A 15754-nucleotide genomic window follows, 5' to 3' on the forward strand; every position below is an offset into this window, starting at 1 on the left:
TCTAGACGCCTTCTGCTTTCAAAATCTGCTGCCGTTCGAACTGGGCGGGTGACAGCATCCCGTTTCTGACCTGCTTGCGCACCGGGTTGTAGAACATCTCGATGTAGTCGAACACATCCTGCCGGGCTTCCTCGCGTGTTTTGTAGGTCCGGCGCCGGATGCGCTCTCGCTTGAGCGAGGAGAAGAAGCTCTCGGCGACAGCGTTGTCATGGCAGTTGCCGCGCCGGCTCATCGAATGCTCAAGATTGTGAGCCCGGATGAAGGCAGCCCAGTCCATGCTGGTGAACTGCGAGCCCTGATCCGAATGGATCAGCACCCGCTGCTTCGGCTCGCGCCGCCATACCGCCATGTGCAGCGCTTGCAGCACCGCATCGGTGGTCTGCCTGCTCTGCATCGACCACCCCACCACGCGGCGGGAATAGAGATCAATCACAACGGCCAGATAAGCAAAGCCCTCTAGGGTGCGGATGTAGGTGATGTCGGTCACCCAGGCCCTGTCGGGGGCAGCGACGTCGAACTGCCGGTCCAGAGTATTGTCGACCGCCAGGGATGGCTTGCCGCCATAGCTCCCCGGCCGACGCTTGTAGCCGATCTGCGCCTTGATACCTGCCAGCCTGGTCAACCGGGCAACACGGTTCGGGCAGCAGGTCTCGCCCTGATCCAGCAGGTCGTCGTGCAACTTGCGGTAGCCATAGACTTTGCCGCTGTCGTTCCAGGCTTGCCGGATCAACTTCGTCTGCCGAACATCTTCCCGGGCCCGTTGGCTCAGCGGGTTCTTCTGCCAGGCATAGAAGCCGCTGGGCTGGATGCGCAGGCACCGACACATCGATCGAACCCGGAACTGGTCACGATGCTCGGCAACAAATGCGTATCTCACTTTGCATCCCTGGCGAAATACGCGGTGGCTTTTTTTAGTATATCGCGCTCCTCGGTCACCCGGGCCAGCTCGCGCTTCAACTGGCGGATCTCGGCATCCTTGCTGGCATCGCCAGACACCACCTTCGCCAATTGCCGCTTCCATGCGTACAGCGAATGCTGACTGACGCCGAGCCGTTCAGAAACCTCCGCTACCGGATACCCGCGCTCGGTGATCTGGGCCACCGCATCACGCTTGAACTCATCGCTGAAATTGGGCTTCCCCATCGTCGTCTCCTGTCCTCAAAATTAGGATAGAAGGCGTCCAGAAATCTAGGGGCTACTCATGTCGATCGGCACGAAGAGGATCAGCCCGAAGCCATCGTCTGACAGGATGAACGCCAGCTCGAACCAGCGTTGATGCCTCTGGATGATCTCGGGTGGCTGATTAAAGGCTCCGGCGTCATCGATCAGCGATCGGCCAAGGTCGTCCTCGATGCTGTCCAGGGTATCCCCCGGCATCACGACAGCGAACATGGCGAGGTCGGTCAGGTCGAAGTCGGCGTAAACGCTGAGCCGTTCAACGTGGGCTTCCAGCAGGCCATGGACTTCGTTGCCTTCGAGCACCGCCGAGACGTCGGACAAGGCCGCATAGGTACGAATTACAATCATGTACGTGATCCATAAAAAAAGGCCCCCGGAATTATCCGAGAGCCTTGGGAAAGGTGGTTATGGTGGGGTCGTTTAGGGCATCAGCGACAGTAGGCTAAACGCCCTTGCAATAAGGGCCAACGTGTTGCTGCCGAAGTAGAGCAGCAGGCCACCGACGATGAATTGAGGGATCATGATGTGGCCTTTCAATCTGTTTATGACGAAGGGACAGCCTCGTGAGCTTCCGGACGAAGCAATGCTCCAACCGCGATAAAAATAGCACCGACTATCGCTAATGAACCGCCCATCATCATCAGATTAGTTTTGTCGTTTAGGAGCCCAATATTGAGAGTTTCTGAGTATTCTGCAGCGCCGCTTTTTAATAAAGCATACACTTCAACGACGAAGCCGGTCGCCAACGCCGCAATACCTGCAATTTTGAAAAAAGCATTCATTGTTTATCTCCAAGATTAGCCGCGACCCTTTGGGTCGGGTCCGAATTGATTGTCGCCGGGGGTGCCGTCGATCAGCATAAATCCCGCGATAATGAGGGGCCCGATGTATGGGACGAGGTTCAGTAGCGCGAACCAGCCGGTCTTCTCTTGGTCATGGAAGCGACGGACCTGCAGGGCGAGCCCGGGAACTGCCAAACCGCCAAGTATGATTACACAAATGGTGACGAACGTCAGGTTGCCGTCGCTATCCTCGCCGGGCAGCGATTTGAAAAGGATGATCGTTAAGACAGCTAGGATTGCGTGGAACGTCCAATATTCCTTGCGACAGGACCGGCCTGTGAAGACAGCGTACCGGCGCAAAGGGTAAACTGCCCAGCCCCCGACATCCTGCTCACCGGGCAACTCGGGATATGGCTCGATGTCGCCACTAAAGCCGATCGCAATTGGGGGTTTGCTGCGCTTGCGGCTTCCCCCTTCCAACAAATCCTGCTTGGCCCTCTCGAAATCGGTGTCGGAGATAATGCCGCTCTGCTTCATCTGGTAGAGTTTCTCGATGCTCCGCAGAGCTTCTTCGTCAATCATTTGGCTGTTCCCTATCTCGTGAAATGACGATCGCGCCGATGGGCACGACGGAACAGACCGCTAAGAATCTTGCTGTTGATGCACGCTCACGCCCCCACGCTACGCCGCTCACGGAAACGGACGACTCCCGCTATCAGCTGAAACCATTATCGAATTCGGTGTTATCGTTGGCGTGCCCGGCCCCTGAAGGGACGCAGGCTTTTGGCGTGTTAACAATGACATCGCAAGAGATTCCAGGCCTATCCATATAAGATGGCCCGTTTTGCGCGTCGCAATTTAACTCTAAGGTAGCTGGCGCGGCACGAGGAAACCGCTGACAGGAACGAGGAGTTGAATGCAGCACGACTAGATTGGTTAAGGCGGCTGCTCGCCACCAATCTCAACCGGGTTTGGCGCGGGTAGCCGACCTCAATCGGCCCAAAGACGCCCCAGCCTTGACCCAAGCGCTCCCCAAGCGGAAAGCCCTTCCCGTGGGAAACCGCCGATGTCTGGGTGGAAGTGCCTTTAGGAAGGTGGTGCCGCTTACAGGATTCGAACCTGTGACCCCATCATTACGAATGATGTGCTCTACCAACTGAGCTAAAGCGGCGTGCCTTGCGGGCAGGCGGGCCATTTACATGGCGAAGGGGTGAGAAGCAATCGCCTTTCGTGCCTTTTTTATGCGGTCCGCTCTGGGGTACCGGCGCCGGTGCCGGATCTTCTGAAAACCACATTTGTGCGCTTTGGCCCCGCACCCCCGAAAGGGGGTATACTAATGGGTGGTAGCGCTTGCCCCTATCCGGGGCGCAAATGGCGCCGCCTGCGGTGCAGGGCTGCGGGTCCATGGACCGCGTGGCCGCATAGGCCCAATCGCCGTCTGGACATCTTTTCTATTTTATCGAACGTATGTCTCTATTTTATCCATCTTTATCGAAGTTCGGATTTCCGCGAGAAAGACCGCACCGGGCAAGAGCGCCCCTCACCGAGGAGTTTCAACATGACCATCACCGCCGCCCCGACCGCCACCGCAACCCCCGGCAAGTCACTGATTTCGCCTGACAACCATGCCCTTGTCTTGATCGATTTCCAGTCGCAGATGGCCTTCGCCACCAAGTCCATTTCGGCCGAACTGCTTCGCAACAACGCTGCGCTTATCTCGCGCGGGGCCAAGTCGTTCGGCGTGCCCACCATCCTTACCACGGTTGCCGAGAAGAGCTTCTCCGGCCCGATGTTCGACGAGATCACCGATGCCTTTCCCGGCCAGGAATTGCTCGACCGCACTTCGATGAACACCTGGGAAGATGCTGCCGTGATCGCCGAGATCAACCGGATCGCCAAGCCCCGCATCGTCTTCGCCGGTCTGTGGACCTCGGTCTGCATCGTCGGCCCGGTGGCATCGGCCATCGACCAGGGCTTCGAGGCGTACTTCATCGCCGACGCCTGCGGCGACATCTCGGATGAAGCGCATGAGATCGCGGTCCAGCGCATGATCCAGCTTGGCGCCGTGCCGATGACTTCGCTCCAGTACCTGCTCGAACTGCAGCGCGACTGGGCCCGTACCGAAACCTACGACAGCACCACCGGCATCGCCAAAGTCTGGGGTGGTTCCTACGGCCTCGGCATCAAGTACGCCAAGGCCATGTTCGGCGCTTCCGAAGGCGCGCACTGAGTTAAGCTCGGGACCGGCGCCACCTCACCCCCCACCTGCCGCCGCCGGTCCCATCCCTTTCCTTTTTACAACTGAAGGAGTTTTACCATGAGCTTCGTAACCACCACCGACGGCGTCGAGATCTTCTACAAGGACTGGGGCCCGAAGGACGCCCAGCCGATCGTCTTTCACCACGGCTGGCCGCTGTCGTCGGACGACTGGGACGCGCAGATGCTGTTCTTCCTGTCGAAGGGCTACCGCGTCGTCGCGCATGATCGCAGGGGCCACGGCCGTTCGGCGCAGGTGAGCGAAGGTCATGACATGGACCACTACGCCGCCGATGCCGCCGCCGTGATGGAACACCTCGACCTGAAGAACGCCGTCCACATCGGTCACTCGACCGGCGGCGGCGAGGTTGCCCGCTACGTCGCGCAGTACGGCATTCCGCAAGGCCGCGTCGCCAAGGCGGTGCTGGTCAGCTCGGTCCCGCCGATCATGCTCCAGACCGAGGCTTACCCCGGCGGCCTGCCGATCGCGGTGTTCGACGGCCTTCGCGCCGCGCTGGCCGCCAACCGCGCGCAGTTCTTCCACGACCTCGCCGCTGGCGCCTTCTACGGCTTCAACCGCGAGGGTGCGACGGTCATCCCCGCCGTGATCGACAACTGGTGGCGCCAGGGCATGATGGGCAGCGCCAAGGCCCATTACGACGGTATCAAGGCCTTCTCCGAGACCGACCAGACCGACGATCTGAAGGCGATCACCGTCCCCGTGCTCGTCCTCCAGGGCGATGACGACCAGGTCGTGCCTTACAAGAACGCCGCCGAGTTGCAGGCCGAGATCCTGCCCAACGCGACGCTCAAGATCTACCCCGGCTTCTCGCACGGAATGCTGACCGTGGACGCCGAGATCATCAACCCCGACCTGCTCGCCTTCGTGCAGGCCTAAGCCAACGACACGCCGAGGAAACCGATATGAAACCCTACCTTCTCTCGCTTGCCGCCGGGCTTTTGGTAGGCGTCGTCTACAGCTTCCTCGGCGTTCGTTCGCCTGCCCCGCCGATGATCGCATTGGTCGGCCTGCTGGGCATCCTGTTGGGCGAACAGGTGGTGCCGCTGGCCAAAAAGGCCTTTGCCGGCACCGAAGACGTCGCCCACTTCGTCCAGACCGACTGCCGCCAGCATGTGCTGGGCCGCCTGCCGGGTGACAAGTTCCCCTGCCGCGCTTCAACCGACAAGGCCGAGGCGTGATTACCCGCCGCCAGACGATTGCCGGCGTCGCTGCCTCATCGCTACTGCCCGGCATGCTCTCTGCCCAACCGGCCCGATCAAAGGAAAGCCCCCCAATGACCGATACGATCATCATCAACGCCAAGATCACCACGCTGGACCGCGAAAACCCGCAGGCCGATGCCGTGGCGATCCGGGACGGCAAGTTCCTGGCCGTCGGCAGCGAACAGGAAGTGCGCGCGGCGGCGCCGCAAGCCACCGTGATCGACGCCAGGGGCCACCGCCTGATCCCCGGCCTGATCGACAGCCACATGCATATCATCCGCGGCGGCCTGAACTTCAACATGGAGCTGCGCTGGGACGGCGTGACCAGCCTGTCCGAAGCGATGGCGATGCTGAAGGCCCAAGTCGACAAGACCCCCGCCCCGCAGTGGGTGCGCGTGGTAGGCGGCTTTACCGAACACCAGTTCGCCGAAAAGCGCCTGCCCACCATCGCCGAGCTGAACGCGGTAGCGCCCGATACCCCGGTGTTCATCCTGCACCTCTACGACCGCGCGCTGCTCAATGCCGCCGCTCTGCGGGTGGTGGGCTATACCAAGGACACGCCCAACCCGCCCGGCGGTGAAATCGTGCGCGATGCACAGGGCAACCCCACCGGCCTGCTGCTGGCCCAGCCCAACGCGACGATCCTCTATTCGACGCTGGCCAAGGGGCCGAAACTGCCGCCGGAATACCAGATCAACTCGACCCGCCACTTCATGCGCGAAGTCAACGCGCTGGGCGTCACCGGCGTGATCGACGCGGGCGGGGGCTTCCAGAACTACCCCGACGACTACGAGATCATCGAGAAGCTGCACGCCGACGATCAGCTGACCGTTCGCATCAGCTACAACCTGTTCACCCAGAAGCCTAAGGAAGAACTGGCCGACTTCCAGGGCTGGGTGAAGCAGGTGAAGCCCGGCCAAGGCGATGATACCTACCGCCACAACGGCGCGGGCGAGATGCTGGTCTACTCCGCCGCCGACTTTGAAGACTTTCGCGTGGAGCGCCCCGACATGGCGCCCAGTATGGAAGGCGATCTCGAACCCGTCATCCGCCTGCTGGCCGAGCACCGCTGGCCCTGGCGCCTCCACGCCACTTATGACGAGACGATCGGCCGTGCGCTCGACGTGTATGAGAAGGTCAACCGCGACATCCCGCTGCAAGGGATCAACTGGTTCTTCGACCATGCCGAGACGATCAGCGACCGCAACATAGACCGCATCGCGGCCCTTGGCGGCGGCATCGCCGTGCAGCACCGCATGGCCTATCAGGGCGAGGACTTCGTGCAGCGCTACGGCGCAAAGGCAGCGGAGCGCACCCCGCCGATCGCCAAGATGCTGGCCGCCGGAATCCCGGTGGGCGGCGGCACCGACGCCACCCGCGTCGCCAGCTACAACCCCTGGGTCTCGCTCTCGTGGCTGGTTTCGGGCCGTACCGTGGGGGGCCTGCGGCTGTACCCCAATGCCAACCGCGTCAGCCGTGAAAAGGCGCTGGCGATGTGGACGCACGAGAACACCTGGTTCTCCAGCGAAGTGGGCAAGAAGGGCCAGATCAAGGCCGGTCAGCTTGCCGACCTCGCGCTGCTCTCGGACGACTTCTTCGCCGTGCCCGAGCACGAGATCGTCCATATCCGCGCGATCCTGACGATCCTGGGCGGCAAGGTGGTCCACGGTGACGGCGACTTCCGCCCGCTCGCCCCCGAGCTTCCCCGCCCAATGCCGGACTGGTCGCCGGTCGCCACTTTCGGCGGCTATTACCAGACGCCCGAAGCGAAGGAAAAGCTGGCCTCGGCCTGCGGCTGCGCCAGCAGCTGCGGCGTCCACGGCCACGATCACGCCGCAGCGCTGGGCGCCAATGTGCCGGCGGCGGATGTCCAGACCTTCTGGGGATCGCTGGGCTGCGGTTGCTGGGCGGTTTGAGCCCATACGGCCCCTCTCCATCGGGAGGGGCCGTATCGTCGCTATTCAATAATATCGAACATTTCAGTCTAGATTATTCGGATCGATAGGCTTTCAAAGACCCCCTACACAGGTCTTGCGCCATCGACCGAGCAGCGCCGCACCTCTCCATCGGAGCCACAGACATGAAGACCTTCACCCTGATGATCGCGGCCGCCATGGTGGTCGCGGGCCCCGCAGTCACGCCCGCGTTCGCCGCGGCCCCCGCTCCAGTGGCAGCCGACTATGCCGTCGGCGCCCAGTACGACACCACCCACGTCTACGTCCCGCAAGACCAGTTCGACACGTTCGTCGCCAGCTTCGTCGCCACGTTCGGCGGCACCACCAGCAAGCAGGGCGAATTCCAGGTCACCCCGACGCCCAGCCTCACCAAGTCGCAGCTGGTGCTCACGCCTTCGGGCACGATTTCGGTGTTCGGCTTCAAGACGCCGATCCCCTACCCCTTCGGCGATGAACGCACCGGCTATCTGACGACCGATCTCGACGCTGCGGTAAAGTCGGCGGTCAGCCACGGCGCAGTGCGCAGGCTGGAGAGCTTCCCCGATCCCATCGGCCGCGATTCGGTGATCCAATGGCCGGGCGGCGTCAACATGCAGCTCTACTGGCACACCGCGAAGCCCAACTATGCCCCGCTGACCACCGTACCCGAGAACCGCGTATACCTGACCGCGGACGCAGCGCCCGCCTTTCTCAAGAGCTGGACCGGCTTCGCCCACGCCAAGGTCGTGGCCGACGACAAGGCCGCTTCGGGCGCCGAGATCGGCGAGCCGGGCAAGACCATCCGCCGCGTTTCGCTGGACAGCGGCTACGGCAAGATGGTGGTCTACGTGTCGGACGGACAGCTGCCCTGGCCCTATGGCCGCGACATGACCGGCTACGAAGTGACCGACCTCGCCGCGACGCTTGCCAGGGCCAGCGCAGCGGGCGTGGAAACGCTGGTAGCGCCGTTCGCGGTGGGTCAGCGCCAGAGCGCGGTCGTGCGCTTCCCCGGCGGATACATCGCCGAAATCCACTCCAGCAAGGTGGGCTGAGCCATGGGCACCGATACCACCCCCCGCTTCGCGATATCGGTGCTGAACTTCGCGCCGACCGGCTTCCTTGCCCGCCTGCTGCTGGTTAGCGCATATCTCGTCGGCGGGGTTACCAAGCTGTCCGACTGGCCCTCCGCGCTGGCCGAACAGGTCCACTTCGGCCTGACCCCGCCCGCGCTGTGGGCCGGGCTGACGATCGCGGTGGAACTGGTCGGCCCTCTGCTGATCCTGACGGGGCGGCTGGTGTGGCTGGGCGCGGGTATGCTGGGCGTGTTCACGTTCCTCGCCGCGCTGACCGCCAATGCCTTCTGGGCCATGCCGGCAGGCGCGGAGCGCTTCGCCGCGACCAACGCGTTCTTCGAGCACATGGGCCTCGTCGGCGGCTTCATCCTCGCCGCGATGCTGGCGTACCGGGCAAAGCAAAGTGGCTGACGGTGCGACCAGGGCCGCGCTGGCGCTCGCCCTCGCGACCTGCCTGCCCACCGCTGCCCACACGCAAACCACGGAAGCATGGCAGGCCCCAACGCTCACCATTACCCGCTACGACGAAGACTGGTCGGACCTCGCCGAGGCGAAAGAGCGCGCTGACCACTGGACCGGCCCGTTCAAGTACATCCCGCTCGGTGATGACGCCTGGCTCTCCACCGGCATAGAGCTGCGCGCCCGCAGCGAGACCTATGACGACAACCTGTGGGGCGGCGCCGAGGCCCCCGATGACGGCTATGTCTGGCTACGCGCCATGCCCTATGCAGACCTTCACGTCGGACGCTTGCGCGCCTTCGTCCAGCCGATCGCGGCAACCTCGATCGGCGTTGCGCCTTCCCCCGGCCCGGTGGACCAAACCGGCATCGACCTGCTGCAAGGGTTCGTGGAAGCCGATCTCGGGCCCGTCACCCTGCGCGGCGGCCGGCAGATGCTTTCGCTGGGCACCGAGCGCCTGATCGGCACCCGTTACGGCCCCAACGTACCGCTCGCGTTCGACGGACTGCGCGCCGACGTCATGGTAGGTGCCGCCAAGGTCAGCCTGCTGGCGGTGCGCCCGGTGCAGCCCGGCAAAGGCGATTTCGACGACCGCACCTCATCGGACAAGGCGCTATGGGGCGCCTATGCCGCCATGCCGGAACTGGACCTCTACTACCTCGGCTACCGCAACGACGCTGCCCGCTGGGGCGCCCGCACCGGAGCGGAAACCCGCCACAGCCTGGGCGCACGCTGGCACGGAGCCCGCGAGAACTGGCACTGGAACGTCGAGGGCGTGGCCCAGTTCGGCCACTTCGCAGGCGGCCGGATCCGCGCCTGGACGCTGGGCACGGAGCTGGGCCGCGCCTTCCCGGACGCCCCGCTGGCACCGGATTTCACCCTGCGCACCAACGTGGTGAGCGGTGACACCAACCGCTCCGACAACCGCCTCGGCACCTTCAATGCTCTGTTTCCCAAGGGAAAGTACTTCGGCGAACTCTCGCCAGTCGGCCCCTACAACATGATCAACGTGAACCCCTCGGTCGGCCTGCAACTGGCCCCCACCGTCTCCGCCAGCGTCGGCGCCGCAGCGTTCTGGCGCTTCTCCCGCGCCGACGGCGTCTATGACATCCCCGGCAACCTGATCCGGGGCGCGGGAGACAGCCGTGCCCGGTTCATCGGCAAGGAAGTGGAAGCCACCGTGGCATGGCAGGCCAGCGCCGAACTCGAACTCTCGGCCTCGATCTCCGCCTTCGCGCCGGGCGCCTTCATCCGCGAAACCGGCAGCGGCAAGACGATCCACATGCTCGGCCTGGAAAGCAATTTCCGTTTCTGAACTTTTCAGTTTCATCGAACAGATGGAGCGATTTTATTCGGATATTCGCGAGCGCGCTTCCCCCTTAAACCAGCTCCATAGCCCATTCGGAGACCATCATGACCCCCGCCCCGTCCACCACCCTGCCCCGGCTGCTGCTGCTGCTTTCCGCCACGACCGGCCTCGTCGATGCCGCTTCGGTGCTGGGACTGGGCAAGGTCTTCACCGCCAACATGACGGGAAACGTCGTGTTTCTGGGCTTCGCAGCTGCCGGGACACCGGGCTTCAAGGTGATCCCCGCCGTTCTCGCGCTGCTGTCGTTCATGGTCGGAGCCTGGGGCGCGGGGCACCTTGCCCGGCGCCATGTCGAGCGTCCGCTTCGCCGCTGGCTGCTCTGGGCAGCGCTGGTCGAAGGCGGATTGCTGTGGATCGCTGCCCTGATCGCGCTGAAGATAGACGTGGCCGCACAGGCCCCGGAACTGGCCGTTCTCACCGTGATCGCGCTGACCGGCTTTGCGATGGGTCTGCGCAATGCGACCGTACGCCAGCTCAAGGTCCCCGACCTGACGACCACCGTGCTGACCCTGACCATCACCGGCATCGCCGCCGACCGCGCCGACGGAAAATCTCCCAACCTCGTGCGCCGCTTCGGCGCGGTCGTGTCGATCTTCGCGGGAGCGGCCATCGGCGCGCTGCTGCTGCGTTACGGCGGGCTGCCCTTGCCGCTGGCACTGGCCGGCACCGTGGTTCTGGGCGCGACCCTGATTTTCAACCGCGATCCCGCCTCCGCCCTGCCGCACCGGTCGTAAAGCGTCCGCCGCAGCGAAAATCCAGCAGCATTTCACCGCCCTGACCCCGCGTGAACGGCAGGTGATGGCCAGCGCGGGGCGCGGCCCGAAGCGTCCACCCGGATAACGGGGGCCTCGACTGGCCGCCCTTTTACCGCGGCAATGGAACCTTGGCGGCTTCCGCGCACTAAACACACTCATACATTCGTATCGTTCAGCCTCGCGCCCGCACTCGATAGCAAGGCGCCTGTCTGGCGAATGCCGGGCGTGCCCTCGTGGGCAGCGGGGAGGAGTGACGATGAGGGACCAGTCGGACGCCGTTGCCGGATCGCGAGCACAAGGCGCGCTTCTCGAACGCTTCCGCCTCACACGGGACCTCAGCCGCGATCTCGTCAATGGTCTGAACGAGGCGGACATGACGGTGCAGTCGATGCCCGACGCCTCGCCCGCCAAGTGGCACCTGGCGCATACGACGTGGTTCTTCGAAACCTTCCTGCTGCGCGATCAGGTGCCTGGTTACCGCCTGTTCGACGAGCGCTGGCCGTTCCTGTTCAACAGTTATTACGAAGCTGAGGGCGCACGTATGGCCCGCCCCGAGCGCGGACTGCTGACCCGCCCCACGGTAGCGGAAATGCTGGCCTACCGTGACCATGTCGACGAGGCCATGACCGCCGCGCTGCCCCGTTTGATGGAGCGGCACGGCGACCTCGTGGAGATGGGCATCCAGCACGAACAACAGCACCAGGAACTGCTGCTGACCGATATCAAGCACCTCTTCTCGCGCAATCCACTCGGCCCGGCGGCCTACCCCGCCGGCGACGGCGCTGCGGGGGCGGACGTTCCACTGCGCTGGATCACGGGCACCGAAGGGCTGGCCGAAATCGGTAGCGACGGGGAAGGCTTCGCTTTCGACAACGAATTGCCGCGCCACCCCTCCTGGCTCGCACCCCATGCGCTGGCGAACCGGCCGGTGACCAATGGCGAGTGGATCGAATTCATCGCCGACCAAGGCTATGCCACCCCCTCGCTCTGGCTGTCGGACGGCTGGGACTGGGTGCGGCGCGAGGGCGTCTGCACTCCGCTCTACTGGCGCGGACAGGGCGGCGCATGGGAACATTTCACGCTGAGCGGCTGGCAGCCGCTCGATCCCCACGCACCCGTCACCCACATCTCGTTCTACGAAGCCGACGCTTTCGCGACATGGGCCGGCGCCCGCCTGCCCACAGAGCAGGAATGGGAATCCGCCGCCCAGTTCCGCGATCCGCTGAGCGGCGTCCAGCTGGACCGGGCCGACGGCGTAACGCCGCACGCCGAGAACAAGGACGGCGCCTTCGCCTCGCTGTTCGGCAACGTGTGGGAATGGACCGGCTCTGCCTACCGTCCCTGGCCAGGCTACCGTCCTGCGGCGGGCGCCGTGGGCGAATACAACGGCAAGTTCATGTCGGGCCAGTTCGTCCTCAAGGGCGGTAGCTGCGCCACCCCGCGCGGCCACGTCCGCGCCTCGTACCGCAATTTCTTCCATCCTCACCAGCGCTGGCAGTTCACCGGCCTGCGTCTTGCAAGGAGCCTATAGGCATGCTGTTCACGCCGACGCGCCCCGAAGATGATATCCGCGGCGATACGCCCGCCATCGACCCGGCGTTCCGCGCCGACGTGCTGCGCGGGCTGGGTCAGGCCGCCAAGGCAATCCCCGCACGCTGGTTTTACGACATGCGCGGGTCGCAACTGTTCGAGGCGATCACGCAGGTTCCCGAATATTACCCCACCCGCACCGAAACCGCCCTGCTCCATACCCACGCTCCGACCGTGGCGCAGACGGTGGGCGCGGACGCTACAGTGGTGGAGTTCGGATCGGGCAGTTCGATCAAGACCCGCATCCTGCTGAAATCCATGCCGCGCGCGACCTATGTCCCGATCGACATCTGCGGCGAGTTCCTCGACGAAGCCTGCGCGGATCTTGCGGCGCTGTTCCCGCAGCTGCGGATCGTGCCGGTGGAAGCGAACTTCATGAACCCGGTACACCTGCCGGTTCGGCAGGGCGGGCAGGCGATGCTGGGCTTCTTCCCCGGCTCGACCATCGGCAACATGACGGCGTCCGCAGCCGTCGACCTGCTGCGCTCGATGCGCCAGACGTTGGGGCCGAATGCACACCTGCTGATCGGCATCGACCGGGTGAAGGACCCGCAGCGCCTCATCGCCGCTTACGACGATGCGCAGGGAGTGACGGCGCTGTTCAACCTCAATCTGCTCCAGCGCATCAACCGCGAGCTGGGAGGGACCATCCCGGTAGACGAATTTCGCCACCTCGCCCGCTGGAACGAGGGCGCGAGCAGGATCGAAATGCATCTCGAAGCCCGCAGTGCCGTCCGCTTCGATGTTGCCGGGCAGTCCTTCCACATGGACGGCGGCGAAACCATCCACACCGAGAATTGCCACAAATACCGCCCGAGCGAGATGCGACTGCTGCTCGCCGCCGGTGGCTGGAACCAGCTGGAACATTGGACCGATTCGCAGGAGGATTTCTCGCTGGTACTGGCCGGGGCTGAAGGCGATCAGCAGGCTCCCTGAGCCGGAACACCATGCGGCGCATCAAGCGTTGCCCGGCAGGTCGGAACCGGACGGGACACCGTTCCCGGTCAGGGGTATTCAGTAAAAACGCGGTATCGGCCCCCATTGCGGGGTTTGATCGGGCAGGTCTACCTGCACCTCGTCAACCCAGCACCAGCCCCAGCCTTCGGGTGGATCGTAGCCTTCGATGATGGGATGGTGCGTCTCGTGAAAATGGGCGCGGGCGTGGCGGTGCGGGGATTCGTCGCAGCAGCCGACGTGTCCGCAGCTACGACACAGGCGCAAGTGAACCCACGGACTGCCGATCTTGAGGCACTCCTCACACCCCTTCGCGCTGGGAGTGACGTCGGCGATTGTCATGCTGTGCGAGCAGCCGGTCATGGAGCTTCCTTCCGGTTGGCGGCGAACATCGTATGAATTTGGGCGACCACCGCAGCGCCCTCGCCCACTGCGGCGGCAACGCGCTTGGTCGAACCGGCGCGCACGTCGCCAATGGCAAAGACGCCGGGCATAGCTGTTTCCAGAGGGAGATGCCTCCGGCCGGTCTCGACGAACCCCTTGGCGTCGGTTTCCACCCCGGGCGGCAGCCAGCCCGAATTGGGGTCGGCGCCGATGAACAGGAACATGTGGCGTAGCGGCCTGTGGTGGAGGGTGCCGTCCGCGTTGTGCCGGATCGTCGCGCCGGACAGCCCACCCGCCGAGTCTCCCTCCAGCGATACGACTTCCGCGCCGACATGAAGCTCGACATTGGGCAGCTGGGATATCCGGTCGACCAGATAGCGCGACATCGTCTCGGCAAGGTCGCGGCGCACGATCATGTGCAGCTTCTTCACCTGCGGTGCAAGGAAGACCACCGCCTGCCCGGCCGAATTGCCGCCCCCGACAAGGGCGATATCTTCGCCCGCGCAGAACCGCGCCTCAATGGGCGAAACCCAGTAGGACACGCCCGCACCTTCGAAACGGTCCAATCCCTCCACCGCAAGGCGGCGGTAGCGCGCGCCCGAAGCAACCACCACCGCGCGCGCCTGCACGCCGTGCCCGCCTGCAAGCTGCAAGTGCAGACGATCGCCGCGCCGCTCCAGGTTTTCCACTTCGGCCGGGATCGCCATCTGCGCCCCGAACTTGAGCGCCTGGTTGAAGGCCCGCCCCGCCAGAGCCTGCCCGGAGATACCGGTGGGAAAGCCAAGGTAGTTCTCGATCCGCGCCGAGGCCCCGGCCTGTCCGCCCATGCTGCGCGCATCGAGTACGACCACTGACAGCCCTTCCGAAGCGGCATAGACCGCAGCAGCAAGGCCGGCCGGGCCGGCACCGACGATCACCACGTCGTTCACCGCATCGGGATCGATCTGCGCGGAAAGGCCCAGGCAGGCGGCCAGCTCCGTCTCTCGCGGACGGCGCAGGATCGGGCCGGTCGGGCATACCACCAGCGGATATTCCGCCGAGGCCACGCCCAGCCGCTCCACCAGCGCCTTGCCCTCGCCGTCCTCGCTCACGTCGAGGACTAGGTAGGGGTAGCCGCTGCGGCGCAGGAATTCTCCCAGGCGAACCACGTCCGGGCTACCCGGCACACCGATGAGGACAGTACCGGCGCCGCCTTCCTCAATCAGCCCGACACGGCGCAGGATCAGGGCGCGCATTACCGTTTCGCCCAGCTCGGCCGAACCGATCATCAGCGCCCGCAGATGCGCGGCATCGATAGGGATCGCCGTGCAGCCATCCGGCCCGGCGCGCCCGCCCGCGATCGAGGGGCGGCCAGCCAGCTGGTTGATCTCGCCGGTGAACTGGCCGGGACCATGCATGGTGACCCGTGCTTCTCGGCTCAGCCCGTCGCGGCGCAGAACCTCGATATGGCCGGTCACCACCAGCCAGGTGGGCGCCTCGCGGTCGCCGATGGCATAGACGCTGTCGCCGGGCGCGAAGACACGTTCCGGGCCGCTGGCAAAGCGCCGGGCGGCAGCCACTTCGGCGGCACCCAGCACCGGAAACATCTGGTATTCACGGCTTGCGATCGTGCTCATGCCAGTTCTCCCTGTTCACGGCCATTCTTCCCGCCGTGGTTCCGGTAGATCGCGAATGCCCTGTCGAGGCGTCTTCGATGCCTCCTTATCTCGCGCTCCCGCATCGCCCGCCATCATACACTGGTTTGTGGCAGCTTCGAGATCGGCGCCCCAAACCTGCGTATGATGGCGGCGGCGGA

16 protein-coding genes and 1 tRNA gene are annotated in these 15754 nt (G+C 64.4%); 10 read left to right on the forward strand and 7 right to left on the reverse strand.

Annotation, left to right across the window (positions count from 1 at the left end; genetic code table 11):
• Window position 1: 1 nt before the first annotated feature.
• The 5 genes from V474_RS16900 to V474_RS16920 all read right to left on the reverse strand — a co-directional run bounded on the left by V474_RS16900 (window position 2) and on the right by V474_RS16920 (window position 3132).
• Window positions 2–1143 (reverse strand): IS3 family transposase gene (locus tag V474_RS16900; RefSeq protein WP_148649328.1). Its coding sequence is split into 2 segments (ribosomal slippage): window positions 2–903 and window positions 903–1143, totalling 1143 coding nucleotides; the frame shifts between segments, so codons are not numbered across the junction.
• A gap of 45 nt (window positions 1144–1188) precedes the next feature.
• A complete protein-coding gene (locus V474_RS16910) occupies window positions 1189–1527 on the reverse strand; it encodes a hypothetical protein (protein WP_059152621.1) in 339 nt (112 codons plus the stop codon).
• Between the two features lie 194 nt (window positions 1528–1721).
• Window positions 1722–1961, reverse strand: coding sequence for a hypothetical protein (locus V474_RS25705; RefSeq protein WP_148649442.1), 240 nt, complete (start codon window positions 1959–1961; stop codon window positions 1722–1724).
• A 15-nt stretch (window positions 1962–1976) separates the two neighbouring features.
• Entirely contained in the window at window positions 1977–2543 is a 567-nt protein-coding gene (locus tag V474_RS16915) for a DUF805 domain-containing protein (protein ID WP_236711311.1), read from the reverse strand.
• A 513-nt stretch (window positions 2544–3056) separates the two neighbouring features.
• Window positions 3057–3132: transfer RNA gene (locus tag V474_RS16920), tRNA-Thr, on the reverse strand.
• 387 nt (window positions 3133–3519) lie between these two features.
• Between V474_RS16920 and V474_RS16925 the strand changes: the two genes are divergently transcribed.
• From V474_RS16925 to egtD, 10 genes are all read left to right on the forward strand, one after another.
• Window positions 3520–4191: a hydrolase gene (locus tag V474_RS16925; protein ID WP_059152622.1), complete on the forward strand. Its 672-nt coding sequence runs from the start codon at window positions 3520–3522 to the stop codon at window positions 4189–4191.
• Between the two features lie 87 nt (window positions 4192–4278).
• Window positions 4279–5115 (forward strand): alpha/beta fold hydrolase, encoded by an 837-nt coding sequence (locus V474_RS16930; RefSeq protein ID WP_059152623.1) that lies wholly within the window; start codon window positions 4279–4281, stop codon window positions 5113–5115.
• Window positions 5116–5141: 26 nt separating this feature from the next.
• The gene (locus V474_RS16935) at window positions 5142–5417 is read left to right on the forward strand and encodes a DUF1427 family protein (protein ID WP_059152624.1); all 276 of its coding nucleotides are present in this window, start codon (window positions 5142–5144) and stop codon (window positions 5415–5417) included.
• Between the two features lie 95 nt (window positions 5418–5512).
• Window positions 5513–7357, forward strand: a complete 1845-nt coding sequence (locus tag V474_RS16940) for an amidohydrolase (RefSeq protein WP_059152625.1) — start codon at window positions 5513–5515, stop codon at window positions 7355–7357.
• A 164-nt stretch (window positions 7358–7521) separates the two neighbouring features.
• Complete coding sequence (locus V474_RS16945; protein WP_059152626.1) at window positions 7522–8427, forward strand: hypothetical protein; 906 nt, start codon at window positions 7522–7524, stop codon at window positions 8425–8427.
• Between the two features lie 3 nt (window positions 8428–8430).
• A complete protein-coding gene (locus V474_RS16950; protein ID WP_059152627.1) occupies window positions 8431–8859 on the forward strand; it encodes a DoxX family protein in 429 nt (142 codons plus the stop codon).
• Window positions 8860–8878: 19 nt separating this feature from the next.
• Complete coding sequence (locus V474_RS16955; RefSeq protein ID WP_059152931.1) at window positions 8879–10222, forward strand: alginate export family protein; 1344 nt, start codon at window positions 8879–8881, stop codon at window positions 10220–10222.
• 98 nt (window positions 10223–10320) lie between these two features.
• Complete coding sequence (locus V474_RS16960) at window positions 10321–11010, forward strand: YoaK family protein (RefSeq protein WP_059152628.1); 690 nt, start codon at window positions 10321–10323, stop codon at window positions 11008–11010.
• A 277-nt stretch (window positions 11011–11287) separates the two neighbouring features.
• Window positions 11288–12562, forward strand: coding sequence for an ergothioneine biosynthesis protein EgtB (egtB, locus tag V474_RS16965; protein WP_059152629.1), 1275 nt, complete (start codon window positions 11288–11290; stop codon window positions 12560–12562).
• A gap of 2 nt (window positions 12563–12564) precedes the next feature.
• Window positions 12565–13557, forward strand: a complete 993-nt coding sequence (egtD, locus tag V474_RS16970; RefSeq protein WP_059152630.1) for an L-histidine N(alpha)-methyltransferase — start codon at window positions 12565–12567, stop codon at window positions 13555–13557.
• A gap of 78 nt (window positions 13558–13635) precedes the next feature.
• Here the strand turns inward: egtD and V474_RS25045 are convergent, their stop codons facing one another.
• Window positions 13636–13938, reverse strand: coding sequence for a UBP-type zinc finger domain-containing protein (locus V474_RS25045; RefSeq protein ID WP_082699846.1), 303 nt, complete (start codon window positions 13936–13938; stop codon window positions 13636–13638).
• Window positions 13935–15575 carry an FAD-dependent oxidoreductase gene (locus tag V474_RS16975; RefSeq protein ID WP_059152631.1) on the reverse strand — a complete coding sequence of 547 codons (1641 nt, stop codon included), beginning with the start codon at window positions 15573–15575 and terminating at the stop codon, window positions 13935–13937. Before V474_RS16975 ends, V474_RS25045 begins: the two co-directional genes overlap by 4 nt.
• Between the last annotated feature and the right edge of the window lie 179 nt (window positions 15576–15754).

This window comes from Novosphingobium barchaimii LL02 (assembly GCF_001046635.1).
GTDB classification, from domain to species: Bacteria; Pseudomonadota; Alphaproteobacteria; order Sphingomonadales; family Sphingomonadaceae; genus Novosphingobium; species Novosphingobium barchaimii.

Coding starts and splice junctions, on each gene's coding strand:
- egtD (WP_059152630.1), top strand. CDS start 12,565: ATGCTGTTCACGCCGACGCGCCCCGAAGATGATATCCGCGGCGATACG.
- egtB (WP_059152629.1), top strand. CDS start 11,288: ATGAGGGACCAGTCGGACGCCGTTGCCGGATCGCGAGCACAAGGCGCG.
- V474_RS16975 (WP_059152631.1), bottom strand. CDS start 15,575: ATGAGCACGATCGCAAGCCGTGAATACCAGATGTTTCCGGTGCTGGGT.
- V474_RS25705 (WP_148649442.1), bottom strand. CDS start 1,961: ATGAATGCTTTTTTCAAAATTGCAGGTATTGCGGCGTTGGCGACCGGC.
- V474_RS16950 (WP_059152627.1), top strand. CDS start 8,431: ATGGGCACCGATACCACCCCCCGCTTCGCGATATCGGTGCTGAACTTC.
- V474_RS16910 (WP_059152621.1), bottom strand. CDS start 1,527: ATGATTGTAATTCGTACCTATGCGGCCTTGTCCGACGTCTCGGCGGTG.
- V474_RS16935 (WP_059152624.1), top strand. CDS start 5,142: ATGAAACCCTACCTTCTCTCGCTTGCCGCCGGGCTTTTGGTAGGCGTC.
- V474_RS16915 (WP_236711311.1), bottom strand. CDS start 2,543: ATGATTGACGAAGAAGCTCTGCGGAGCATCGAGAAACTCTACCAGATG.
- V474_RS16925 (WP_059152622.1), top strand. CDS start 3,520: ATGACCATCACCGCCGCCCCGACCGCCACCGCAACCCCCGGCAAGTCA.
- V474_RS16960 (WP_059152628.1), top strand. CDS start 10,321: ATGACCCCCGCCCCGTCCACCACCCTGCCCCGGCTGCTGCTGCTGCTT.
- V474_RS16945 (WP_059152626.1), top strand. CDS start 7,522: ATGAAGACCTTCACCCTGATGATCGCGGCCGCCATGGTGGTCGCGGGC.
- V474_RS16940 (WP_059152625.1), top strand. CDS start 5,513: ATGACCGATACGATCATCATCAACGCCAAGATCACCACGCTGGACCGC.
- V474_RS25045 (WP_082699846.1), bottom strand. CDS start 13,938: ATGACCGGCTGCTCGCACAGCATGACAATCGCCGACGTCACTCCCAGC.
- V474_RS16930 (WP_059152623.1), top strand. CDS start 4,279: ATGAGCTTCGTAACCACCACCGACGGCGTCGAGATCTTCTACAAGGAC.